At 68.1% G+C, this 24,379-nt stretch carries 15 protein-coding genes; 11 read left to right on the forward strand and 4 right to left on the reverse strand.

All coding sequences use genetic code 11. The features are described from left to right. Positions 1–15 precede the first annotated feature (15 nt). Positions 16–1,197 (reverse strand): GNAT family N-acetyltransferase, encoded by a 1,182-nt coding sequence (locus tag NR810_RS07655; RefSeq protein ID WP_257449548.1) that lies wholly within the window; start codon positions 1,195–1,197, stop codon positions 16–18. A 15-nt stretch (positions 1,198–1,212) separates the two neighbouring features. After that, the gene (locus tag NR810_RS07660) at positions 1,213–2,754 is read right to left on the reverse strand and encodes an aminotransferase class I/II-fold pyridoxal phosphate-dependent enzyme (protein WP_257449551.1); all 1,542 of its coding nucleotides are present in this window, start codon (positions 2,752–2,754) and stop codon (positions 1,213–1,215) included. A 460-nt stretch (positions 2,755–3,214) separates the two neighbouring features. Between NR810_RS07660 and NR810_RS07665 the strand changes: the two genes are divergently transcribed. The 7 genes from NR810_RS07665 (at position 3,215) to NR810_RS07695 (ending at position 12,008) form a co-directional block, all read left to right on the forward strand. Further along, complete coding sequence (locus tag NR810_RS07665) at positions 3,215–5,707, forward strand: efflux RND transporter permease subunit (RefSeq protein ID WP_257449553.1); 2,493 nt, start codon at positions 3,215–3,217, stop codon at positions 5,705–5,707. Continuing rightward, positions 5,704–6,648, forward strand: a complete 945-nt coding sequence (locus NR810_RS07670) for a phosphatase PAP2 family protein (RefSeq protein WP_257449555.1) — start codon at positions 5,704–5,706, stop codon at positions 6,646–6,648. Before NR810_RS07665 ends, NR810_RS07670 begins: the two co-directional genes overlap by 4 nt. 16 nt (positions 6,649–6,664) lie before the next feature. Next, on the forward strand, positions 6,665–7,861 hold the full coding sequence (locus NR810_RS07675) for an aminotransferase class I/II-fold pyridoxal phosphate-dependent enzyme (RefSeq protein WP_257449557.1): 1,197 nt from the start codon (positions 6,665–6,667) through the stop codon (positions 7,859–7,861). 67 nt (positions 7,862–7,928) lie between these two features. Then, positions 7,929–9,824 carry an acyl-CoA mutase large subunit family protein gene (locus NR810_RS07680; RefSeq protein WP_306817979.1) on the forward strand — a complete coding sequence of 632 codons (1,896 nt, stop codon included), beginning with the start codon at positions 7,929–7,931 and terminating at the stop codon, positions 9,822–9,824. A gap of 117 nt (positions 9,825–9,941) precedes the next feature. Continuing rightward, a complete protein-coding gene (locus NR810_RS07685; protein ID WP_257449560.1) occupies positions 9,942–10,670 on the forward strand; it encodes a class I SAM-dependent methyltransferase in 729 nt (242 codons plus the stop codon). Further along, on the forward strand, positions 10,663–11,067 hold the full coding sequence (locus NR810_RS07690; protein WP_257449593.1) for a cobalamin B12-binding domain-containing protein: 405 nt from the start codon (positions 10,663–10,665) through the stop codon (positions 11,065–11,067). The genes NR810_RS07685 and NR810_RS07690 overlap by 8 nt, the downstream gene beginning before the upstream one ends. Further along, complete coding sequence (locus NR810_RS07695) at positions 11,034–12,008, forward strand: hydroxymethylglutaryl-CoA lyase (RefSeq protein ID WP_257449595.1); 975 nt, start codon at positions 11,034–11,036, stop codon at positions 12,006–12,008. The genes NR810_RS07690 and NR810_RS07695 overlap by 34 nt, the downstream gene beginning before the upstream one ends. A gap of 48 nt (positions 12,009–12,056) precedes the next feature. Here the strand turns inward: NR810_RS07695 and NR810_RS07700 are convergent, their stop codons facing one another. Then, positions 12,057–13,481 (reverse strand): LysM peptidoglycan-binding domain-containing protein, encoded by a 1,425-nt coding sequence (locus NR810_RS07700; RefSeq protein ID WP_257449597.1) that lies wholly within the window; start codon positions 13,479–13,481, stop codon positions 12,057–12,059. A gap of 418 nt (positions 13,482–13,899) precedes the next feature. Here NR810_RS07700 and NR810_RS07705 point away from each other — a divergent pair, with 418 nt between their 5' ends. Both NR810_RS07705 and NR810_RS07710 read left to right on the forward strand, forming a co-directional pair. Further along, the gene (locus tag NR810_RS07705) at positions 13,900–17,160 is read left to right on the forward strand and encodes a C45 family autoproteolytic acyltransferase/hydolase (protein ID WP_257449614.1); all 3,261 of its coding nucleotides are present in this window, start codon (positions 13,900–13,902) and stop codon (positions 17,158–17,160) included. Positions 17,161–17,171: 11 nt separating this feature from the next. Continuing rightward, on the forward strand, positions 17,172–19,100 hold the full coding sequence (locus NR810_RS07710; protein ID WP_257449616.1) for a hypothetical protein: 1,929 nt from the start codon (positions 17,172–17,174) through the stop codon (positions 19,098–19,100). A gap of 71 nt (positions 19,101–19,171) precedes the next feature. Here NR810_RS07710 and NR810_RS07715 read toward each other — a convergent pair whose 3' ends face one another. Beyond that, on the reverse strand, positions 19,172–21,565 hold the full coding sequence (locus tag NR810_RS07715; RefSeq protein WP_257449619.1) for a glutamine--tRNA ligase/YqeY domain fusion protein: 2,394 nt from the start codon (positions 21,563–21,565) through the stop codon (positions 19,172–19,174). Between the two features lie 220 nt (positions 21,566–21,785). Here NR810_RS07715 and NR810_RS07720 point away from each other — a divergent pair, with 220 nt between their 5' ends. Both NR810_RS07720 and NR810_RS07725 read left to right on the forward strand, forming a co-directional pair. Further along, positions 21,786–22,940, forward strand: a complete 1,155-nt coding sequence (locus NR810_RS07720) for an MFS transporter (RefSeq protein ID WP_257449622.1) — start codon at positions 21,786–21,788, stop codon at positions 22,938–22,940. 150 nt (positions 22,941–23,090) lie between these two features. Then, on the forward strand, positions 23,091–24,317 hold the full coding sequence (locus NR810_RS07725) for a hypothetical protein (protein WP_257449624.1): 1,227 nt from the start codon (positions 23,091–23,093) through the stop codon (positions 24,315–24,317). The last annotated feature ends 62 nt before the right edge of the window (positions 24,318–24,379 follow it).

Consider the following 24,379-nt stretch of genomic DNA (forward strand, 5'->3'; position numbering starts at 1 on the left):
TCCCCCGCACCGCGTCTACAGCGGCTTCTCGTAGACGCGGTACAGCTTGGAGCGCTTGCCGCCCATGGACTCGATGGCGCGGTTGACGAGGTGGTTGTCCTCGAGCGTCCAGGAGATCTCCCCGCCCTCGTAGCCCAGCTCACGCGCCTTGTTCAGGGTGTCCAGGTAGAGGATGGCGTCCAGGCCGCGGCGCCGGTAGCCCTCGACGGTGCCCAGCAGGATGAGGCGCAGCCGGCGGATGCGGCGCGAGGCCAGCAGCAGCTTCGCCAGACCGATGGGCAGGCCGAACGTGGTGAGCCGGCCATTGGCCGCCTTGATGGCCTCGTTGGCGTCCGGCAGGGTGAGCGAGAAGCCCACGGGCTGGCCCTTCACCTCGGCCACCAGCACGAGCTCCGGACGCACCATCTGCTTCAGATCGCGCGCCAGGTGATCGAACTCGGCCTCCGTCATCGGCACGAAGCCCCAGTTCTTCTCCCAGGCCTGGTTGTACATCGTCTTCACCCGGGCCACCTCGGCGTCGAACTCCTTCAGGTTCACCGGGCGCACGGTGACGCCCTCGCGCTGGCGGATCTTCTCCGCGATGCGCGCCACCTTCTCCGGCGGCGGGGTGGAGGAGGACAGCTCCCACGCGAACAGGTCCTTGGCCTTGGTGAAGCCGTTGGCCTCGACCAGCGCCGGGTACCAGGTGGGGTTGTACGTCGTCATGATGGCCGGCGGGGTGTTGAACCCGTCGATGAGCATGCCCACCTCGCCATTGGTGGAGTAGCTCATCGGGCCGATCACGGAAGCGAAGCCCTTGGCGCGCAGCCAGGCGGCCGCCGCCTCGAACAGCGCCCGGGCCACGCCGGCGTCGTTCACGCACTCGAAGAGGCCGAAGAAGCCGACGTTGGTGCCCTGGTACTCGTTGTAGCGGGGGTTGTTCACCGCCGCGATCCGCCCCACCACCTCGCCCTCGCGGCGGGCGAGGAAGAACTCCACCTCACCGAACTCGAAGAAGGGGTGCTTCTTCGGGTTCATGAAGTCCCGGCGCTCCATCTCCAGGTGCGGCACGAAGTTCGGGTCGCCCTTGTAGATGGTGTACGGGAAGCGGATGAAGGCCGTGTGATCCGCCGAGGTGCGGACGGGAGTCACCTGCACGTTGGCGGGAAGGGGCGGCAACTTCGACTCGGAGGTCTGCGTCTCGGCGGTGACGGCCATGGTGTTTCCCTGCTCCTAGTTCTGGTCCTCGCGCCCGTTGCGGATGAAGAGGTTGGCGCCCTTCTCCAGCAGCAGGCCCGGGATGTCCGCGCGCTTCTCCCACAGCTTCATCGGCACCTGGCCCAGCTTGCGGATGTCCTCCGGCTGGAGGTTGGCGGCCTTCCAGGTGAGCGACTCCATGGCGTCGAACAGCTTGCCGGCCACCTCGCGCGAGGACATGCGCGAGAGCTGATCCAGCGAGAAGCCGTTCGTGCCGTTCTGACCCACGCTGGCCGCGGCCCACTTCTCCGAGGCCTTGTTGTTGCGCACCTGCGAGCCCGGGCGGGCGATCTGCACCGGGGTGTACGTGGACGGCCGCGTCTGGGGGATGACGTCCATCTTCTTGCCAATCTGCTCGAAGATGTCGAGCACCCGGTCCAGCTGCTCGTCCGTGTGCGTGGCCATGTAGCTGGTGCGGATGAGGGCGTGGCCCGGCTCCACCGCCGGAGGAATCACGGGGTTGGCGAACACACCCGCCTCGTGCAGCGCCTTCCAGAAGCGGAAGCACTTCACCTGGTCGCCGATGTGCACCGGCACCACCGGCGTCACCGACACGCCCGTGTCGAAGCCCATGGCGCGGAAGCCGTTGTGCATCTTCTCGGCGATGTCCAGCAGGCGCGCGCGCCGCTGCGGCTCGGCCTCGATGATCTCCAGCGCCTTGAGCGCCGAGGCGATGGACGCCGGCGTCATGGACGCGGAGAAGATGACCGAGCGCGACTTGTGGCGCATGTAGTTGATGACGTCGTGCGGGCCGGCCAGCACGCCGCCCAGCGACGCGAAGCTCTTGGAGAACGTGCCCATGACGAGGTCCGTCTCCGCCTCCAGCCCGAAGTACTCGGAGGTGCCGCGGCCCTTCTCACCCAGCACGCCCATGGAGTGGGCATCGTCCGTCATCACCCGCGCGTTGTACTTCTTGGACAGCTCCACGATGCGGGGCAGGTCACAGATGTCGCCCTCCATCGAGAACACGCCGTCGGTGACGATGATCTTCCCCGCCTTGGGCTCCTTCTCGGCCGACTGCTGCAGCAGCTGCTCGAGGTGCTCCAGGTCGTTGTGCCGGTACTTGCGCTCGGTGGCGAAGGACAGCCGCACGCCGTCCACCAGCGAGGCGTGGTTCTGCCGGTCCGCGAAGACGATGTCGTGGCGGCCCAGGATGGAGGCCATGGCCAGGTTCGTCTGGAAGCCGGTGGAGATGACCAGCGCGGCCTCGCGGTTGAGGAACTTCGCCAGGCGCTGCTCCAGCTCCTCGTGCAGCGCCAGGGTGCCGTTGAGCAGGCGCGAGCCGGAGCACGTGGTGCCGTAGCGCTCCACCGCCTTGATCGCCGCCTCCTTCACCCGGGGATCCGCGCTCAGGCCCAGGTAGTTGTTCGACCCGACCATGATGACGCGGCGGCCCTCGATCTGGACCTCCGTCGCCCCGAACGACTCCTCGATGGCCCGGAAGTAGGGGTAGAGCCCGGTGGCCTTGGCGATGCGGTAGTCCTTCCAGCTGCGGCACTTCTCGAACACGTCACTCATGGGGGGTCTTCTCTCTTGGGGGAGGTCCGGGCTCCGCGAATAATGGGGCGCGCTTCCCTGCAGTGTTCATACCGACCCGGGGCACCGCAGCGCGCGTCCTCCTCGGGGGTCCAGGCGTGGCCGTCAATATTGAGTCACCCTCCGAGTGTCAAGGCACCGACTGTCCGGCGATGTGCTCCCAGGCACGGGGAACTCCCGGTCCCTGGACGGGGTTGACAGGGGTCTCCTTTATGTTCCCCGGACAGGCGAGTGAGCAACCGGTTGCACAGCCGGGACACGCCTGCCCTGTTTTGGGAGGAACGCCCGGGTTCCGGGGGGCATACCCGGGACGGACGGGGAGGGCTCCGGACCCGGGAGGAAGGCTTCCGGTACCGGCGGTGTTGGAACCGTCATTCTCAGAGGCCGTGACAGGGGAGCGGAAGTTTGCTTTCTGCGGGCCTCTAATCGACTGGGGTCAAGCTTGGCTGAGTCTCTTCGACGGCGTTGGTACGAGGCCTTCATCCGGAGCACGCTCGCCCGCCCGTGGCGGGTCGTGCTGGCCTTCACGTTGCTGGCGCTGGGTGGAGCCCTGCTGGCCGGACGCCTGGAGTTCCGCGGGTCCTTCGTGGAACTGCTGCCCAAGGAGGCCCCCGAGGTCCAGGATCTGACGCGGGTGGCGCAGAAGGCCGGCGGAGACGGCTACCTGGTGGTGCGCGCGCAGGGCGCGAAGCCCGAGGCGCTGCGCGCCTTCTCCGATGCCCTGGCCAGGAAGCTCGAAACGCTACCGGAGGTGCGCTACGTCGAGCACCACTTCGACGTGGCCTTCTTCGAGGAGCGCGGGCTGCTGCTGCTCCCCACGGAGCAGCTGAAGGCGCTGCGCAAGGACGTGGAGACGCGGCTGCGCTACGAGAAGCAGAAGGCCCTGGCGGTGGACCTGCTGGACGAGCAGGACGCGCCGCCGGACTTCGACGCCATCGTCAAGAAGTACAGCCCGGAGGCGCCCATGCGCGAGTACCTCGGGAGCGCGGATGGCTCCGAGGTATTCCTCATGGTGAAGCCGGATGGGACGGCCGGTGACATCGTCTTCGCGCAGAAGCTGGTGGACGACGTGAAGCGCGCGGCGGCCGAGGTGGCCCAGGGCTGGCCCGGGGTGGAGCTCGACTACGCGGGCGCCTTCCAGGCCCGGCTCGAGGAAGACGCGGTGATGCGCAAGGATCTCACGCGCGCCGGAGTCCTCTCGGCGGTGATGGCGGTGGCCATCATCCTGCTGGCCACGCGGCGGCTGTGGGCGCTGGCGGTGGTGGGCGTGCCCGTCATCTTCGGCGTGACGCTGACGTTCGCCGTGGCGGAGCTGGCGATCGGCCACCTCAACATCGTCACGGGCTTCCTGGTGGCCATCCTCATCGGCCTGGGCCTGGAGTACGGCATCCACCTGGCCATGCGCTACTGGGAGGAGCGGCGCGAGCACTCCGCGCCCCAGGCGCTGGCGGAGGCCGTGCGCGGCACCTTCGCGGGAGCCATCACCTCGGCGCTGACGAACGCGGCGGCCTTCTTCGTGCTGCTGTTCGCCCAGTTCGAGGCCTTCAAGCAGTTCGGCCTGCTGGCGGGCGTGGGCGTCGTCACGTCCGTGCTGGTGGCCTATGGCCTGGGCCCCGCGCTGCTGGTGCTCGCCGAGCGCCTGCGCCCCGGCGCACGCAAGCAGGAGACCGCGCACGCGCCCGAGGCCCCCGCCCAGGCGACGCCGCGCCTGCCCGGCAAGCGCATGCCCACGGCGGCCATCACCGTCATCCTGCTGTCGGTGCTCGGCTTCGCGGGCTACTCCCTCTACGTGTCGCCGCGCGTGGGCTTCGAGACGAACATGCGCAACCTCAAGGGCGAGTCGCCCGCGATGCGCCTGGATGACCACATCATCGAGCAGACCGGCACGCCGCTCAACCCGGCCATCCTCCTGGTGGAGGACCTGAAGCAGGCCCAGGTGGTGCAGCAGGTCATCGACGAGGTGAAGGCGCGCCATGGCGCGGACTCGACCTTCCTGCGGTCCGCCTCGCTCAATGATCTACTGCCCCAGGACGTGCCGGCGCACCAGGAGCAGATCTCCGCGCTGCGCGGGATGCTGGAGCGGCTGCCCCAGGACGCGCAGGAGGATCCGCGCGTGGCCACGGTGAAGAAGATGCTGGAGGCCCAACCCTACGGGCCGGAGCAGATGCCCGTGGAGGTGCGCCGCCGCTTCGAGGCGCTGGATGGCAAGGGCATGTTCCTGCTGCTGTTCCCCTCGGTGTCCAACCACGACACCCGGGAGCTGTCGGCGTGGGCCTCGCAGCTCGACGAGGTCATCGCCGGCTCCAAGGCCCGGGGCGTGGACCTCGCGGTGTTGGATAGCAACCGGATCGCCGCGCGCATCTTCTCCATGGTGCGCGGAGACGGACCGTTCATCCTCTGGGCCGCCGCGTCGGTGGTCTTCGTGACCATCCTCATCAGCCTGCGCAGCTTCAAGCGCGCCTGCCTGGTGGCCGGGCCTCTGTTCCTGGGCATGCTGTGCCTGGCGGGCGGCATGTACCTGTTCGACGTCCAGCTCAACTTCATCAACGCGGTGGTGCTGCCCAACCTGCTCGCCATCGCCGTGGACAACTCGGTGCACCTCTTCCACCGGTACGAGGAGGAGGGCCCTGGCTCCCTGGGCCACGTGGTGCGCCATACGGGCCTGGCGGCCGTGGTCGCCACCCTGTCCAATGCCGCGGGCTACGGCGCTTTGTTGATCTCTCATCACGCGGGCTTGAGGTCGATCGGCCAGATTGCACTTCTGGGCGTCATGTGCACCTTCCTGGGCACCACCGTCTTCTTCCCGGCCATGCTCGCCTTGATGGAGCGCTGGAAGGGCCGGAAGCGGGAGGGGGGCATGGTTCGGAGCCTGGAGATTGGCGCGCCCAGGAAGGACGAGGCCGCTACGGAACCGGGGGAGCGTAAATCGGCGTGAGCGAATGGACTTCGTATAGCCGTACCCGCGATGTCGGCCAGGAAGTGAGCTTCAAGGCAGTCGACCTCATCATCGTCGTCTCCTGCTCATTGGCCGCCCTGGCACTCGTGGGCCCAGCTCGCTGGGCCCCCGGCTCCACGGAGTCCGCTGTCTACTTCGCCATCTTCGCGCTCGGCCCCCTGGTGCTGCGCACCCTGGAGGCCTCCTTTCCCAGGAACCGGCTGCTGGCCTTCATGGCCTCCTTCTGGCTGCTGCCGGTGTTGAGCCTCAGCCACGGGTTGCTCAACCCCCTGGTGACGGCCGCCACCCCGGTACTTCGCGACGCCCAGCTCGCCATGCTGGATCAGCGGCTGTTCGGGGCCCAGGCGTCCGTGGTGCTCGGGCAGGTGGTGCCGCCCTGGCTCACCGACATCCTGATGATCTGCTACTACGGCCACTTCGTCTGGCCGTTGGCGCTGGGCCTGGTGCTGTACTTCACCGACCGCCGCGAGGCCTTCGACGAGTACCTCATCGCGCTGAGCCTCTTCTTCCTGGCCAACTACGTCTGCTACGCGCTGGTGCCCGCCATCGGCCCGCGCTACTTCCTCTTCCACGCCTTCTCCGGGCCCGTGAATGGACTGTGGGTGACGTCCTTCCTGGACTCGGTGATGCGCATGCCGCCGTTCTCGCGGGACTGCTTCCCCTCGGGGCACACGGGGACGGCGCTGCTGGTGCTGGTGTACGCCTTCCGGTTCGCGCCGCGCTTCTTCCGGGTGATGCTGGTGCCGGCCATCTGCCTCATCCTGGCCACCCTGGTGGGGCGCTTCCACTACCTGACGGACCTGCTGTGCGCGGTGCCGCTGATGGGGGTGGTGGTGAGCCTCGCGGTGGCCTGGAGCCGGGCCACGGCGCGGCGCGAAGTCACGCGCCCGGTGCGGATGGACGCTATCGTACGCCCTTGAGCAAGGGAGCGTACGCATGAGCAGGCCGATCTTCGCGGGCCGGGTGGCCCACCTCGGTACCACCGTCTTCACCGAGTTCAGCGCGTTGGCGCTGAAGCACGGGGCCATGAACCTGGGGCAGGGCTTCCCCGACTTCGACGGCCCCGAGGCCGTGAAGGAGGCGGCTCGCAAGGCCATCACCGACGGGGTGAACCAGTACGCGCCCAGCAGCGGCCTGCGCGACCTGCGCGTGGCCATCGCCGAGCACGGCGCGCGCTTCCACGGGCACACGGGCATCGATCCGGACACCATGGTGACCGTCACCAGCGGTGCCACCGAGGCCATCTTCTGCGTGCTGCTGGGCCTGGTGGATCCGGGCGACGAGGTGGTGGCCTTCGAGCCCGTCTACGACTCGTACGACGCCAACATCGGCTTCCTCGGGGCGAAGGCGCGCCACGTGCCGCTGCGGCCGCCGGACGCCTCGCACGCCACGTGGTGGTTCGATCGGGACGAGGTGCGCGCCGCCTTCGGTCCCCGCACGCGGGTGCTCATCCTCAACACCCCGCACAACCCCACCGGCAAGGTGTTCACCCGCGAGGAGCTCGAGTTCCTTGGCGGGCTGTGCGCCGAGTTCGATGTGAAGGTGCTCGCGGACGAGGTGTACGAGCACATCGTCTTCGCCCCGGCGCGTCATGTCCGCGCCGCCACCGTGCCGTCACTGACCGACCGGACGGTAACCGTGAGCAGCGGGGGCAAGTCCTTCAGCCTCACGGGTTGGAAGATTGGATGGATCATCGCGCCACCGGCGCTGCGTGACGCGGTGCAGCGGGCGCACCAGTTCGTGACGTTCGCCACGGCGTCTCCTCTGCAGGCGGCGATGGCGGCGGCGCTGCGGCTGCCGGACACGTACTTCCAGGAGCTGGGCACCCAGTACCTCTCCAAGAGGGAGCGGCTGCTGACGGGGCTCGCCGAGGCGGGACTGAAGGCGCACGTGCCCGAGGGCAGCTACTTCATCATGGCGGACATTGGCGGACGGGGCTTCGCGGACGACGTGGCCTTCTGCCGACACCTGGTGACGGAGGTGGGAGTAGCGGCCATCCCTCCGAGTGTTTTCTATGGTCCCGAGCACAAGCACCTGGGGCAGGGGATGGCGCGCTTCGCCTTCTGCAAGACAGAGGCGGTATTGGATGAAGCGGTGCGCCGGTTGAAGGTGGGGCTGGCTCGGGCCCGTTGACGCCTGGAACCCGGGAGCCGGGCGGCTTGCGACCCCCACACCCGGGTGCTACATCCCCGCGCCAACCATGCCCTCCCCTCGAACCCCGACCGAGTCCAAGAGGCTCTCCGCTCCCCGCACGACCCAGTCCGCCAAGAAGGCGGGCCGGTCCACGTCCAAGCCCTCGAAGGCCAGCAAGCCGGCCAAGGTGGCGAAGAAGGCCGCGAAGGCCGCGACGAAGGCCGTGAAGGCGGTCGCGAAGAAGGCCACCAAGGCCGTGGCCCCCAAGAAGAACGTGGTGCTGCGCACCTACGACGCGGCCACGGTGAAGGCGGTGGGCAAGACCACCGAGAAGTGGGCCAAGAGCGATCTGGCCGCGGTGACGCAGAAGATGCCGCTGCGCCGCAAGACGTTCGTCACCGACTCGGGCATCCCCATCCCGGACGTGGTGACGCTGGCGGACCGCAAGACCGAGTCCCCGGATCGCATCGGCCTGCCGGGCCAGTTCCCGTTCACGCGCGGCCCGCAGCCGACCATGTACCGCGGCCGTCTCTGGACGATGCGCCAGTTCGCCGGCTTCGGCACGCCCGAGGACACCAACAAGCGCTTCAAGTACCTCATCAGCCACGGCATGACGGGCCTGTCCACGGCCTTCGACATGCCCGCGCTCATGGGCTACGACTGCGACCACTCGATGAGCCGCGGCGAGGTGGGCAAGGAGGGCGTGAGCGTCTCCTCGCTGGCCGACTTCGAGGTGCTCTTCGACGGCATCCAGCTGGACAAGGTGACCACCTCGATGACGATCAATGCGAGCGCCATCGTGGCGCTGTGCATGTACATCGCGGTGGGTGAGAAGCAGGGCGTTCCGATGGCGAAGCTGGCGGGCACCATCCAGAACGACATGCTCAAGGAGTACATCGCGCAGAAGGAGTGGATCGTCGGTCCCCGGCCCGCGGTGCGGATCGTGACGGACATGATCGAGTTCTGCACGAAGAACATGCCGAAGTGGTACCCGGTGTCCGTCAGCGGCTACCACATCCGCGAGGCCGGAGCGACGGCGGTGCAGGAGCTGGCCTTCACGCTGGCCGACGGCATCGGCTACGTCGAGGAGTGCGTGAAGCGCGGCCTGGACGTGGACGAGGTGGCCCCGCAGCTGTCCTTCTTCTGGGACGTGCACAACGACTTCTTCGAGGAGGTCGCCAAGTTCCGCGCCGCCCGCCGCATCTGGGCGCACGTGATGCGCGATCGCTTCGGCGCGAAGAACCCGCGCTCGATGCAGCTCAAGACGCACGCGCAGACGGCCGGTGTGTCGCTCACCGCGCAGCAGCCGTACAACAACGTGGTGCGCACGGCGCTGCAGGCCTTCGCCGCGGTGCTCGGCGGCACGCAGTCGCTGCACACCAACTCGTTGGACGAGACGTACGCGCTGCCCACCGAGGAGTCGGTGACGATCGCGCTGCGCACCCAGCAGCTGATCGCCCACGAGTCCGGCGCGGACCGCGTGGTGGACCCGCTCGCGGGCAGCTACTACGTGGAGTACCTCACGGACGAGATGGAGAAGCGGGCGCTCGAGTACATCCGCCGCATCGACGAGATGGGCGGCATCATCCGGGCGGTGGAGGAGCAGTACCCGCAGAAGGAGATCGGCGAGAGCGCGTACCGGTTCCAGCGCGAGGTGGAGCAGGGGGATCGCCTGATCGTGGGCGTGAACGCGTTCAAGTCGGACCGGGACGCGCCGATCGAGCTGCTGCACATCGACGAGAAGGTGGCGGAGTCGCAGATCGCGCGGCTGCAGAAGGTGAAGTCGGAGCGTGACCAGGCGGCGGTGGACGCGGCGCTGGCGAAGGTGGAGGCGGCGGCGAGGGGGACGGACAACCTGATGCCGCCGGTGCTGGAGGCGGTGAAGGCGTACGCGACGCTGGGCGAGATCTCCGACGTGTTCCGCAAGGTGTGGGGCGCGTATCGCGAGGGCGGCGCGTTCTGAGGTACGGGGTGACGACCCTCACCCCGACCCTCTCCCAGAGGGAGAGGGCCCAACGACGTTCCACCGTGTATGTCCCCTCTCCCTCTGGGAGAGGGCTAGGGTGAGGGTCTTCCCACCGTGAGCTTCTTCGGCGAGCTCTACCTCCGCTCCACGCTGCCGTTCCTCTCCGAGGAAACGACGGCGAAGGAGGTGGCGTACCTCGCGAGAAGCTTCCAGGACCTCACGGTCCCCGGGCCCATCGTGGACCTGGGCTGTGGCCACGGGCGGCACGCGGCGCGGCTCAACACCTCGGGCCCACTGTCCGGGCGCATCATCGGCCTCGAGCTGGATGCCCTTTCACTCGCGGAGCGGCTTCCAGGCTTCCCGGTGGTACGAGCGGATCTCCGCTCGCTCCCGTTCCGCGCGGCCTCACTGGCGGGGGCCTACGCCTGGTACTCGACGCTCTTCGTCTTCTCGGACGAGGAGCACGTGGAGCTGCTGCGCGATCTGGCGCGGTGCCTGCGGCCCGGAGGACGTCTGGTGTTGCACACGGTGCCCTACGAGCGGCTCGCGTCACAACCCGAGGCTTCCTTCTCCACCTACCTACCGGACGGTAGCCTGCTGGAGGAGGAGAGCCGCTTTGACGCGGCACGTGGAAGGGACAAGGGCTCCAGGCGACTGACATTGCCGGATGGACGTGTCCTTTCCGGGCAATATGCCATCCGTTACTATCCTCTTGCGGATCTGATCCAACTGTTGGAATTCACGGGATTTTCGATCCGTTGGGTGCATGGCGGGCTGGAGGGGGAGCAGCCATCCGCCGCATCGACGGACCTCATCGTGGGAGCTGAGCTGCGACATGGCTGAGAAGAAGCTGCGAATTCTGGTGGCCAAGCCTGGCCTGGACGGGCACGACCGAGGGGCGAAGATCATCGCCCGGGCCTTGCGCGATGCGGGCATGGAGGTCATCTACACGGGGCTGCACCAGACGCCCGAGATGATCGTCAACGCCGCCATCCAGGAGGACGTGGACGCGATCGGCATGTCGATCATGTCGGGAGCGCACATGACGCTGTTCCCGGCGGTGATCGAGCTGCTGAAGAAGAGCAACGCGCTCGACATCGCGGTGTTCGGCGGAGGCATCATCCCGGATGACGACATTCCCAAGCTCAAGGGCCTGGGCGTGACGGAGATCTTCACCCCCGGAAGCTCGACGCAGGACATCGTCCAGTGGATCCGAACCAACATCGCCGCCCGCGCTTGAGCGGGCTCTCAGGACTGCCGGAACGGGTGGACGTGTACGAGGTGGGCCCTCGTGACGGCCTGCAGAACGAGCTGCGCACGCTGCCCACGCGCGACAAGGCGCGGTTGGTCGAGGCGCTGATCGCGGCGGGGGAGAAGCGCATCGAGGTGACGTCGTTCGTGTCACCCAAGTGGATCCCCCAGCTGGCGGACGCCGAGGAGCTGCTGCGGCTGGTGGGCCGGCGCGAGGGAGTGACGTTCTCCGCGCTGGTGCCCAACCTCCGGGGCCTGTCGCGCGCCAAGGAGGCGGGCCTGGAGGAGGCGGCGGTCTTCATCTCCGCGTCCGAGGCCCACTCGAAGAAGAACATCAACAAGAGCATCGCCGAGGCGGTGGCCGAGGCGAGGCAGACCACCGAGGCGGCGCTCGAGGCGGGCCTTCGGGTGCGCGGCTACCTGTCCACGGTGTGGGGCTGCCCCTATGAGGGCGAGGTGCCCGTGTCGCGTGTGGTGGAGATCAGCCGCGCGCTGGTGGACGGCGGCATCTACCAGCTGAGCCTCGGTGACACGATCGGGGTGGGGACGCCGAGGCAGACGGAGACGATCCTCTCCGCGCTGCTGGAGCACATCCCGGTGGAGAAGCTGGCGCTGCACCTGCACGACACGCGCGGCACGGCGCTGGCCAACGCGCTGGTGGGCCTGCAGATGGGCGTGACGACGTTCGACGCCAGCATCGGCGGACTGGGCGGCTGCCCCTACGCTCCGGGCGCGGCGGGCAACCTGGCCACGGAGGATCTCGTCTACATGCTCCACGGCATGGGCGTGCAGACGGGCATCAACCTCGAGAAGCTCGTCGAGGCGGGCATGGTGGCGCAGGAGCTCATCGGCCGGAAGCTGGCGGGCAAGTTCCTCCAGGCGGCCCTGGGCGAGCGCGAGAAGAAGGCGAGCCGCCGGGCGCAGACCTGAGTCCGCGTCATCCGGCGGCGGGGGAGCGCGGTGCACCCGCGCCCCGTTTCAGTGCAGCGCCGTCGTCCTTCCCGGCATGATCGCGGCGGACGTATCCGTCCCCGCTGGCGAGCCCCCACCCGAGTGCTCCGACGGAGCACTCTCGGGCACGGGGGGCTCGGTCGGACCGTCCGAACCCGCCGGAGCGCTCCCACCCGTGGGCTCCGGCTGAGCGGCCGGAACCTGCGGAGACTCGGCGGTCACGGGAGCCTGCTGCGTGGCCACGGCCGGCTGCGGCACCACGGGCGCGGGGGCCTGTGCAGCGGGCGCCGCCACCACGGCCGGCTGCGGCTCCACGGGCGCGGGCGCCGCCGGAGCGGGAGCGGCGGGGGCCTGCTGCGTGGCCACGGCCGGAGCCTGCTGCTCGAGCCCGGGCGGGAGCCGGCGCGGCGGAACGACGACGGGCGGGGGGATGGGGCAGCGGGTGCAGGGGCCGCGCAGGGGCACCGCGAGCACCTGGCCGAGACGCAGGAAGGTGCCGCGCATCCGGTTGGCCTTCTTGATCCGCTCCACGCCGGAGTTGTAGCGCAGGGCGATGGCTCCGAGCGTGTCACCCGAGCGCACCCGGTGCATGACGATGTTCTGGTCCGGCTGCATCGCGAGCAGCGGGGCGACGCGGCGGCCCAGCTCCTGGGCGCGCGGGTTGAAGAAGCGCACGTGGAAGTGGTCGCGGTGGCGCCTGGCGTGCTTGATGAGGGACTTCGCCCCGGCGTTGAAGAGCGAGTCCAGCCACTCCTTGTTCTCGCCCTTGCGCAGCGCGTGCTCGTACAGGACCTTCATGACGCGCTTGTCCACGAGGATCATCTGCACGTCCGAGTTCATCGCGAGCGACTTGACCAGCGCCCAGTTCAGCTCGAGGTCGATGTACTTCTCGCGCTCCCTCACGCGGATGGGATCCACGGTCGGGTAGTAGAAGCCCAGGTCCACGTCCCGGCCGTTCTGGTGGCTCTTGTGAGGCCGCAGGTAGCCGCCCTCGCGGGAGCTGAGCTGGTTCACCCGGAGCGGGGGAGCCTTCGGGTACTGCGCCCGGACCTCGCGGATGGCCTTGGTGAGGTAGTCCACCGTCTCCTGGGTGCCCCAGGCCAGCTCGGGCGAGACCACGATCCAATCGGGGTCCTCGGGCACGCGGACCGCGTTCACCATGCGGCCGCTCTCGACGAAGCCCACCGAGATCGATCCGAGCGCCTTCGGATCCTTCTTCCACAGCTCCGTCAGCTGCTCGTCCGAGAGCTCGGCGGTGTAGAGCGGACCGGTGGGCACGGCACCCGTGGGGGCCTCCTGGGCCTCGCCCTCGTCGGTGTCGGAGGCGTCCGCCTCCTCGTCGTCCTCGGCCTCTTCACCCCCCTCGGCGGAGGGGGCGGACGCCGCGAGGGCCGCGTCGCTGCTCTCGACGACGGTCCGTGTCACGGCCTCGAGGGTCTTCTCGGAGGGCACCGGGGTGCTCTCCGCCCCTCCAGAAGGAGCCGCGGCCGACGACGCTTCCACCTCCCGTTCCGTCGCCTTCGACGGAGAGACGGAGGGAACCACGTGCGCCGCGCAGCCAGCGCACAGCAACAGGATGATCCAGGATGTAGAACGCACTCGGTGCGCAGGATGGACCGAAATTGTTCCGGGCCAAAGTAAAGCGCTCACGCCGCCTGGGACTCCGGGCAGGCATCCGGGGGGACTTGACGCGTGGGGCGGGGGCCGCTGGACCCATGACGGTGCCTTCCTCGGGTGGGTTTCCGAATAAAATCAAGCACTTGGGTACCTTCCCGAGGGGCGGGTGGGGTTCACCCGAGGTGCGGCGAGGGTTGACGGCCCGGGGTGGGGCGGGGGAAGTAGATGCTCCCCCTACGATTTCGGGAAGGACATGACCCCGCTTCGACAAACCTCACTCCTCGGCGCAGTGCTCCTCACCCTGGGTGCGCTTCACGCGACGCCGTCCGCCGCCGCGCAGGTGCCCGTGACCAACGCCGGCTTCGAGTCGCCAGGTACCTCGGGATTGCCCGCGGGCTGGACGGCGAGCGGCGAAGGCCGGGTGGCCTCCAGCCCGGAGGGCCGCTCCGAGGGCTCCAAGGGGCTCGTCATCGAGAACCCGGTCACGGGCGCCGAGACCACCGTCCTGTCCCAGCCCGTGAAGCTCCAGGTGGGCCGCCTCTACCGGCTCAGCGCGTGGATGAGGACTCGCGGCGTGCGGGCGGATCCGCAGGCGCGCTATCCCACGGCGCTCGGTGCCTGCCTGTCGATGAAGAGCTTCCCCTTCACCAACAGCTCCCCGACGCTGGGCGCGGACCAGGACGGGCGCGTCTCGGTGCTCTTCTTCGCCACGCAGGGCACGGACCAGGTCCAGATGCACCTGGGCCGCAACGGCAAGGCCACCGGCACCGCGTGGTTCGATGACGTGCGCCTGGAGGAGGTGGACGACATCACCGCCTACATCCCCCTGGAGTCCGTGCGCTGGTCCGGCAAGGGCTTCCGCTACGACGACGGCGGGTGGAAGTTCGTCCACATCGAGGGCGAGCCGTACGAGCGTGGCTTCCAGTACGGCCAGCTGATGGCCGAGGACATCGTCGTCTACATGGAGAAGCAGGGCTACCGGAAGAACCGCCAGGACTCGGCCAACGGCTGGGCCCAGCTCCGGCTGCTCACCGACTCGCTCTTCCTGCGCAAGTTCGAGCCCGAGTTCCTCGAGGAGATGAAGGGCATCGCGGACGGAGCCCTCAAGGCCGGCGCGAAGTTCAAGGATCGCGAGTTGGATCTGCTGGACATCGTGACCCTCAACTCGGTGGTGGAGCTGGGGCAGCTCGAGGAGGCGAACCGGGTGACCCCCACGGCGCTGACGGGGCGCACCTTCCTGAAGGCCGAGGATGAGATCAACCGGGAAGGGGAGGGAGACCACTGCTCGTCCTTCGTGGCCACGAAGTCGGCGACCCGGGATGGCCAGGCCATCATCGCGCAGATCTTCATGTGGAACGGCTACACCGGCGTCCACTGGGACGTGGTGCTGGACGTGAAGCCCACCAAGGGCCACCGCTTCGTGCTGCAGACGTTCCCGGGCGGCATCCACAGCGGCGCGGACTGGCTGATGAACGATGCGGGCATCGTCATCGGGGAGACCACGGTGGAGCAGACGCCCTTCGAGCCCGAGGGCACGCCCCAGAGCAGCCGCAGCCGCAAGGCGATCCAGTACGCCTCGTCGATCGAGGACGTGGTCCGCATCCTGTCGACGAACAACAACGGCCTCTACACCAACGACTGGACGATGGCGGACGCGAAGAGCGGCGAGGGCGCCTGCCTGTCGCTGGCCACGAAGAAGAGCCGGCTGTGGCGCACCGGCAGCCCTGGCAAGCGAGCGGACACCCCGGGCAACCTCAAGGACTTCATCTGGTCCAACAACAACAACCGGGAGCTGGAGCTGCGCAAGGAGTACGTCGCCAACTCGCTCAACGCCCCGGTGGATCTGGCCTTCGACACCTGGAACCGGGACATCGCCTTCCAGGAGTACTACGACAAGTACGGCAAGGGCGGCATGGACCTGGACAACGCCATCCGTCTGTTGGCCTCCAGCCCCATCACGCTCTCCCACGCCTGTGATGCCAAGATCACCACCTCCGAGATGGCGCGCCAGCTCATGTTCCTCGCGCACTACGGAAAGCCGACCCTGCGCGAGAAGTTCGTGGGCAATGGGTTCATCATGCAGGACCTGCCCGGCGTCACTCCCCACCTGTCGCTGGGCTACACCGCCTTCAGCCCCATCTACGTGGCGGACAAGCTGAAGGAGGCTCGCGCCCGCGCCCTCGCGAAGGAGGCCAAGGCCGCCGAGTCCAAGCGGGAGCTCGACAAGGTGAAGGAGGCCCTGGGCTTCGACAGGAAGCTCCTCTGGTCCAACACCGTGTTCCCCACCACGGACGGGGAGAACTGGCTGGTGAGTGGCTCGGCCGCCTACTGGTCCCTGCTGCGGGCGCTGCCGGATGACAAGGACAAGGCCTACGAGCAGCAGCGTGACTCGCTGGCGGATCTCAACGCCCGCTACCTCTACCTCGCCGCGCGCGAGGATGATGTCGTGCCGGTGTCCGCGCGCACCACGTACAACCGCTATGGCACCTACGCCATCCCCCGCATCAAGGGCACCTTCCTGCTGCACCAGCTCCGGCTGTTGCTGGGCAACGCGTCCTTCTCCCGGGTGATGGGCGCCGTCCACGAGCGCTACGCCAACAAGAACATCACCACGGCGGACTTCATCCGCACCGCGTCACAGGCCGCGGGCAGGGATCTCCAGCCCTTCGTGTCCCAGTGGATCGAGCGCGGGGGGCTGCCCTCGCCCCGCATCCTCGCCAGCTCCACCAAGGCCCGTGACGGCTACGACGTGACGCTGAAGGTGGAGCAGGCCGGCAAGCCCTACCACTTCGTCACCACCGTGGAGCTGTTCACCGCGAAGGGCTCGACGCTGGAGCGGGTGGAGGTGAAGGGCGCGAGCAGCACCTTCAACTTCCGCGTGGCGGAGCGGCCGGTGCGCGTGGTGTTCAACCCCTCCAACGACATCCCCGTGCCGCGCGAGCGCTACCAGATCCTCTCCAACACGTCCGACGACTTCCGCCGCCTGCTCTTCGTCCACGGCACGGCCCGCGAGGTGGAGTCCCAGCGCACGCTGACCCTGAACTTCCGCGAGACCCTGGCCAACGCCCTCACCGAGACGCTCGCCCCCGTGAAGCCCGACGCCGAGGTGACGGCCCAGGAGCTGGCCGAGAAGGATCTGATCCTCCTGGGCAACACCGAGGACAACGCGCTGCTGGCGCGGCTCGCCGCGGAGAAGAAGCTGCCGGTGGAGCTCGGCCGCCGCTTCTTCCGGTGGCAGGGGACGACCTACGGCCGTTCCGATGACGGCATCGCCATGGCGCTGCCCAACCCCTGGAACCCGAAGCGCATCCTCTACCTGTACGTGGCCAACAGCGGCACGCAGCTCTGGCACATGACGCGCGTGCTCCACAAGGATCTGCGGGGCTGGGCCGTCTTCCGCAACGGCGAGGTGCGCGGCAAGGGCTTCCACGAGCTCGATGCGCTGGCGATGGACCTGCCGGAGTCTCCCGCGCCCGAGGTCAAGCCACTCGGCTCGGCGGGCGCGGGGAACTGAAAGGAGCTCGCATGCCCAGGACGCCCTCCAATCCTCCGCCATCCCAGGACAAGAAGCGCCCCCTGGAGGAGTCCGCTTCCAGGTCGTCCTCGGGCAAGCAGCCACCGGGTCCCCAGGTCAAGAAGCTCAAGGAGTCTCCTCCCGAGCCCGTCCTCCCCAGTGCGAAGTACTACTTCAATCTGCCGGGCAACATGACGGGCGACATCTGGCACCTGGCCGCCGCCATGAGCCTGACCGAGCACTTCGGAAGCGATGCCGCCATCGACACGCTGAAGACCGCCATCGGGGTCGTCAAGACGACGAAGGGGAACGGCAAATACGAGCAGCGAAGCCCGGCGCTCGTGGATTTCCTGAGCGCGCTCGAGCTTCCGGTGAAGCAGGTGGAGGTGCCTTCGAACAAGTCGAGGCCCCAGGTGGCGGCGGGCCACGTCGAGAAGGCACTCAACACGCGCATCGAGGAGCGCTACGACCGGAAGACGAAGAAGTTCGGCAAATACGACCGGCAGCAGGTCATCGATCAGAAGATCTCGACCACCATCCTGATGGACCACGTTCGCCGGGTGGGAAAGAGAGCGGTCATCACGTTCCTGCAGGAGAAGTTCACCGCGAACCTCTCCGTGCAGGACATGCAGCACATGGATCGGAAGGTCCTGCAGATCGCGCAGGCCATCAAGAAACACGGCGGCAAGCAGGTCGTCCTCCTCAATCGCCGCTCGGGTGACGTCAACAAGCAGCACAACACCACGGACGGAATCGAGAAGCAGCTCGAGGAGCTGGCCGCGAAGAGGAACATGTTCGTCCTGGGGATCGCGACACCTGACTACAAGCCCGGGGACATCGACCTGTTCGACACCCAGACCCTGCACAAGAACGAGTTCGTGGACAAACGCAGGACGGCGTACTTCTGGATGAAGGTGAGCCAGCTCCCTGGGGTCCACGGCCTGATCGGAGGCCGGAGTGGCTCCATGGACATCGCCGCGTTCATGGGCATGAAGGTCTTCAGCTGGGATGAGAACCGCCCGAACGACGAGCAGTACCTGCGCTTGCTTCAGACCTACCCTCTCATGTCCATCGGGTTCGTCGACGAGACGTCGAAGAACACCGCGGATGCCTACGAGAGCCTCCTGCCCGGGCCCGTGTCCGTGTGGCTGGACGGCAAATCGGTTCGGCCCAGAATCCCCGTGCTCGACAGCAAGGTGGTGGCCAGGCTGGAAGGGGCCGGAGTCCGGGCATATTATCTGCGCGGTTCGGCCAATACTTCCGGCTCGGCCTCACGTGGCGTGAAGAAGCCGCCGCCCCCCGCGAAGCAGCCGCCGTCTTCCAAGACCTCCTCCCAGCCCAAGAGCCAGGTCACGGATGGCGCTCGTGGCCTGTTGACGCCTCAAGAGAACGTGGGGCCGGGAATCATCCGCCTTGCCTGCTTGCGCCAGGATCGCAACACGTGCGGACAACGTGCGGCCCACAACGCGCTGGCCTTCAAATACAGCCCCAATGATCGAGCCAAGGCAGCCCGGATCATGGCCAACCATGAGCTGCTCCATGAGCTCGGAAACATGCCCGTCGACGTCCACGACGATGCGGTTCGCGCGTTCCTCGATTCAGCCGGCGGAAAGGACATCGCCCTGGTGTGGAGCCTGGATCACATCCAGCAACTGCTCCAGGACGAGACGCTGATCACCGACGACGGAGACTTCGCGCTCTGCGGTTTTCTCAGGCGCAAGAGGCAGACGGTCCAGGTCGTCATCAACACGAATGCGATGGTGGATCTCTCGGACATGGAGGAGATCCAGGAAGCGAGCACCATCGGCCACTATGTCGCCGCGGAGCTGCATTGGACCGAGGACAAGAGGCTGCGCATCGTGTTCGCGGACTCGCTGATGGATGCGAAGGCGAGCAAGGCCTTGATGAGGGATCTCCAGCTCCAGTGGGGCCCCGGGTAGGGAGCCCTGACGGGGTGGGGCCGGGCGGAGCGACTCCGCCCGGCCGCTCTCCGTGAGCCGGACGCCGCGCCTCAGCCGAGCAGCTCGCCCAGCAGGCGCGCCACGGCCTTCGGGTCCGCCTGGCCGTTGGTGGCGCGCATGACCTGGCCGGTGAAGAAGCCCATCAGGCCCTTCTTCCCGCCGCGGTACTCCGCGACCTTCGCGGGGTTCGTGTCCAGGACGCCCTGGATGGCCGTGCGCAGCTGCCCCTCGTCGCTGACGACGCGCAGGCCCTTGCGCTCCACGATGCGCACGGGCGCCTCGCCGGAGGTCTGCGCCTCCGCGAGCACGTCCTTGGCGATGCGGGCGCTGATGCTGCCCTCCGAGACCAGCGCGACGAGCGCCGCGAGGTCCTCCCGCGCCACCCGGTTCGAGCCCTCGCGGATGGCGTTGGCCAGGTCGTTCACCACCCACGGCGCGAGGCTCACCAGCTGTGCATCGCTCACGCCCTCCAGGTACGCGGTGAGCTGCGGCTCACGCGCGAGCAGGTACGCGTCGTTCTCCGTGAGGCCGCGCTCGCGCAGGCGTGCGAACACGGGCTCCTGCTCGCCGGTGAGCGGCGCACGGACGGGAGCCGCCGCGTCCGCCTTCTTCTCGGACTTCGGCTTGCTCTGCGCCCGGGGCTCCGCGCCTTCCTCCTTGCGGCCCCAGGTGTCCTTCAACGTGATGATGCGGTTGAAGACGAGGGCATCCGCGCGGCTGTCCACCGGATCCCTCCAGAAGTAGCCGACGCGCTCGAACTGGTAGCGGGTGTCCGCCGGATCGCGCGCGACGCTGGGCTCCACCAGGCCGCGCGTCACCACCAGGCTCTTCGGGTTCACGAAGCGCAGGAAGTCCGTGTCGAGCGGCTTCGTCTCGTCCTCGTGGCTCGGCTGCTCGGGGTCGTGCGGAGGGGCCACCTCTCCGTCGGGGTTGGGCACGGTGAACAGCCGGTCGAAGAGGCGGAGCTCCACGCTCACGCCGCGCGTGGCGCTCACCCAGTGGATGACGCCGCTCGCCTTCGCGTCCTCGTCCAGCATCGTGACGCGCAGCTCGGCCGGCTCGCCGTCCGCGCCCGAGATGACCTCGTCGCAGCGGATGATGCCCGCGCCGCGCAGGCGCACCGTCCCGCCCGGCGTGAGCCGCTTGAAGCCCTTGGGCGGGTTGGCGCTGAAGTCCTCGCGCTCGATGACGATCTCCCGCGTGAGCGGCACCTCGCGCACCGCCTGCTCGGGCGGCACCCGCTCGCCGTTGGGCAGCGGCAGCCGTCCATCGCCCCCCTCGCGCACGGCGTCCTGCGGCCAGTAGGCGAGGCTCAGGGTGCGCTCCGCCTCCAGGTTGACGATCGTCACCTTCAGCGGCTGCGTCACGGCCATCACGCGGGGTGCACGGGCGCTCAGGTCATCGCGGATGGCGTTCTCGAGCACCACGAGGTCCACCGTGCGATTCGTACGGCTCACGCCGATCTGCGCCGCGAAGGCCCTCGCCGCCTCGGGCGTCGCTCCACGCCGGCGCAGCGCGCTCAGGGTGGGCATGCGCGGATCGTCCCAGCCCTTCACGATCTTCTCGCTCACCAGGCGCCGCAGCTTGCGCTTGCTGACGACGGTGTACTCCAGGCTGCGCCGCCCGAACTCGTACTGGCGCGGCGGCGTGCGGCCCGTCTCCGACTGGGGGAACAGGTTGTCCATGAGCCAGTCGTAGATGGCGCGGTTGTCGACGAACTCGAGGCTGCACATGCTGTGCGTGATGCCCTCGATGGCGTCGCTGATGGGGTGCGCGAAGTCGTACATCGGGTAGATGCACCACTTGTTTCCCGTGCGGTAGTGGGACGCGTGCAGGATGCGGTAGAGCACCGGGTCGCGCAGCTTGAAGTTCGCGTTCGCCAGGTCGATCTTCGCGCGCAGGGCGTGCTCGCCGTTCTTGAACTCGCCGGCGCGCATGCGGCGGAACATGTCCAGGTTCTCCTCGACGCTCCGGCTGCGGTAGGGGCTGGGCGTGCCCGGCTTGTCCACCGTGCCGCGCAGGCGTGCCATCTCCTCGCCGCTGACGCTCTCCACGTAGGCCAGGCCCTTGCGGATGAGCTGCTCCGCGTAGCCGTACAGCTGCTCGTAGTAGTCCGAGGCGTAGAAGAGGCGGGAGGTGTCCCAGCCGAGCCACTTCATGTCGCGGATGATGCTGTCCGCGTACTCCTGCGTCTCGCCCTCCGGATTCGTGTCGTCCATGCGCAGGTGGCAGACGCCGCCGTAGTCCAGCGCGGTCATGAAATCCAGGTAGCTGGCGAACGCGTGCCCGAGGTGGGCGTAGCCGTTGGGCTCGGGAGGAAAGCGGGTGACGACGCTGACGTGCCGCCCGGCCTTCAAGTCCGCGTCGATCACCTCGGTGATGAAGTTGGTGGCCACACGCCGGGCCTCGGGCGCGGGAATCAGGTCCACAGGCTGCTTGCTCATGGGAGCAATATCTAACGTCCCGCCCCTGCGCCCAAGACGCTTCTTCGCCACCAGGGCAGGGGAGCGCGGGCCGCCGGTTGCCAGGGAGGGGGGCAGGGGGCGGGGAGAGGCCTCCGGCGGGCGAGGGCCTGGGGTCCAGTGGACGCCAGCGGAAGCCCCCCAGCGGTGGATGCACGAAGCGGTTGCATTCCCGGGCGAGCCATGTCACGGCGGGTCCAAGATGATTCACCAGGGCGGACTTACCGGGCACCCCCGCCACGTGCACCGCGCGGCGGTCGGGGCGTTGTTCTTCCTGCAGGGGTTGTGCTTCGCGAGCTGGGCGTCGCGCATCCCGACCATCCAGCAGCGCCTGGGCCTGTCCGAGGCGGCGCTGGGGGTGGCCCTGCTGGCCCTGCCCGCGGGGTCCATGACGAGTCTGCCCTTCGCGGGCTGGCTCGTGGCGAAGCGGGGCAGCCGGCAGGTGGTGCTCGGGGCGCTCGTGCTCTACGGGGTGGTGCTCACGGGACTGGGCGCGGTGGACAGCCTCGCGGGGCTCATGGCGGTGCTCTACCTGTTCGGCTTCGCGGGCAACCAGGTGAACATCGCGGTGAACACGCAGGCGGTGGGGGTGGAGGCGCTCTATGGCCGCTCGGTGATGGCGTCCTTCCATGGCCTGTGGAGCCTGGCGGGGTTCGTCGCCGCGGGGGTGGGCGCGGCGATGATGGGCTGGGGGGTGGAGCCCCTGCCGCACTTCGTGGGCACGTTCGGGCTGATCCTGGCGGCGCTGGCGGCGAGCGCGAGCTTCATCCTCCCGGACGGGCCCGGGCAGCACACCGGTGGCCGGCTGCTCACGCTGCCGGACAGGTCCCTGTGGGGCCTGGGGCTGATGGCCTTCTGCTGCATGATCTGCGAGGGGGCGATGTTCGACTGGAGCGGGGTGTACTTCCAGCGGGTGGTGCACGCCGAGCCGGATTGGGTGGGCTCGGGGTACGCGGTGTTCATGGCGTCCATGGCCACGGGGCGCTTCCTGGCGGACGGGCTCGTGCAGCGGCTGAGCCTGCGGCGGGTGTTCCAGCTGAGCGGCGGGCTCATCGCGGTGGGGCTGATGACGGCGGTGCTCCTGCCGGGCCTGCCCACGGCGCTGCTGGGCTTCCTGATGGTGGGCTTCGGGGTGTCGTCCGTGGTGCCGCTCGTCTACGGGGAGGCGGGCAGGTCGAAGACGATTCCGGCGGGGGTGGCGCTGGCGGCGGTGTCCACCATCGGCTTCCTGGGCTTCCTGATCGGCCCGCCGCTCATCGGCCTCATCGCGGAGGTGGTGAGCCTGCGCGGCTCCTTCACCCTCATCGCCTGCCTGGGCCTGGGGGTGGCGATCCTCGGCTCCAGGAAGGCGGACTGAGCCGCGCCGCGCGTCACAACAGGACCTCCGGGCCCGTCATCGAGCCGGACCGCTGTCGGGCGTGGTGGGATTCCGCTGTGCTGAATAAGGCGCCAGCATCGCGCCCGAGCAAATACAGGGGGGCTCTACATGAGAGGTTTGTTCGTACCCATGGCCGTCATCCTTTTGCTCGCGGAAGTGGCCCACGCCGAAGGGCCCATTCCCGGAAGTGACGACCAAGCCAAGGCAAATCAGAACGAGGAGATAGAGGAGAAGCCCTCGGGAGCACTTCAGCGGATTCTCCTGGCGCGCGAGCAGAAGCGCATGGATCTGGCGGAGACGGAGATCCATGCCTTGAAGACCGAACTCCAGAAGGCCAGGAACAACATCGTGGGCATCGAGGCGCGGCAGTTGGATGCAACCGCCGTCGCCACTGCCCTGGAGCAGTTCCGCAACGACTTCCAGGCGCTGAGTGAGGTGATGGTCAAGGACAGTGCTCAGACCGTGCCGGCCTACCAGAAGATGGAGAAGAGCCTGAACAACCTCTTTCAAAAATGCCTCTTCCCAGAGAACCTTCTCCCCACCATCGGCGAGCGGCAGCGGACCATCGCTGCTCTGGACGCGCTGTACGACACCTCGTCCTGGCCCAGGGAGCCGCCGAGCTGGGCCGCGCTTCTTCCCCTCTCCCAGCTCCAGCGCGGGCTGGACGGTGTCACGCCAGCCGTTTCACAGATCCGGTCCGTGGTGAGTGGCTCGACTTCCTTCGTGAACACCACGCTATCGGTGCCACTGCTCACCCGCCTCTACGAACAGGACAAGGAGTCGGTGCTGGATGTCTGGCGGCGTATCGCCGATCGCGCCGAGTTGGGCATCAAGGACCGGGAGCAGCAGATCGAACAATCCAAGAAGGCGATGGTGGAGCTCGACAACGTCGCCGAGCAGCAGAAGAAGCGGAGCGATACGGATGCAACCCTGAGCTACACGATCTGGTTCATGGTGCTGGCACTCGTCGTGCTCTTCATCGCCACACGCACGTTCTCACCAGACATCCAGGCCCTCATCTTTCAGCAGCGCACCCTGGTGGAGATGATCGGCATGGCCTTTCTCCTGCTGACCATCATCGTCCTGGGGACCGGCGAGAAGATCGACCGCGCGGTGCTGGGAACACTGCTGGGCACGGTGGGCGGCTACATCTTTGGCCAGCAGATGCGTGCTCGCGGACCGGGCGAGCAGGACTCGAAGCCCGCCCAGCCCTCCGAGCCTGTCCAGCCCTCCACCCAGGCCGCATCTCTCAAGCGCGCCGCTGAGGCTGGAGGCTCCGTTGGCAATGGAGCGGCCTCGAATCCCACCCAGGTGGACACGCCCCTACCGGGGGTGACCCCTGCGAAGCGGGATTAGCCCCGCGAGCCCGAGGAGCGCTCAGCGGTCACAACAGGACCTCCGGGTTCGTCATCGAGCCG

Origin of the sequence: Archangium lipolyticum (assembly GCF_024623785.1) — a bacterium.
Lineage (GTDB): Bacteria > Myxococcota > Myxococcia > Myxococcales > Myxococcaceae > Archangium > Archangium lipolyticum.

Excerpts from the sequence above, each read along its gene's own strand:
- NR810_RS07655 (WP_257449548.1), bottom strand. The coding sequence starts at position 1,197 with ATGGCCGTCACCGCCGAGACGCAGACCTCCGAGTCGAAGTTGCCGCCC.
- NR810_RS07660 (WP_257449551.1), bottom strand. The coding sequence starts at position 2,754 with ATGAGTGACGTGTTCGAGAAGTGCCGCAGCTGGAAGGACTACCGCATC.
- NR810_RS07675 (WP_257449557.1), top strand. The coding sequence starts at position 6,665 with ATGAGCAGGCCGATCTTCGCGGGCCGGGTGGCCCACCTCGGTACCACC.
- NR810_RS07680 (WP_306817979.1), top strand. The coding sequence starts at position 7,929 with ATGCCCTCCCCTCGAACCCCGACCGAGTCCAAGAGGCTCTCCGCTCCC.
- NR810_RS07690 (WP_257449593.1), top strand. The coding sequence starts at position 10,663 with ATGGCTGAGAAGAAGCTGCGAATTCTGGTGGCCAAGCCTGGCCTGGAC.
- NR810_RS07705 (WP_257449614.1), top strand. The coding sequence starts at position 13,900 with ATGACCCCGCTTCGACAAACCTCACTCCTCGGCGCAGTGCTCCTCACC.
- NR810_RS07710 (WP_257449616.1), top strand. The coding sequence starts at position 17,172 with ATGCCCAGGACGCCCTCCAATCCTCCGCCATCCCAGGACAAGAAGCGC.
- NR810_RS07715 (WP_257449619.1), bottom strand. The coding sequence starts at position 21,565 with ATGAGCAAGCAGCCTGTGGACCTGATTCCCGCGCCCGAGGCCCGGCGT.
- NR810_RS07720 (WP_257449622.1), top strand. The coding sequence starts at position 21,786 with ATGATTCACCAGGGCGGACTTACCGGGCACCCCCGCCACGTGCACCGC.
- NR810_RS07725 (WP_257449624.1), top strand. The coding sequence starts at position 23,091 with ATGGCCGTCATCCTTTTGCTCGCGGAAGTGGCCCACGCCGAAGGGCCC.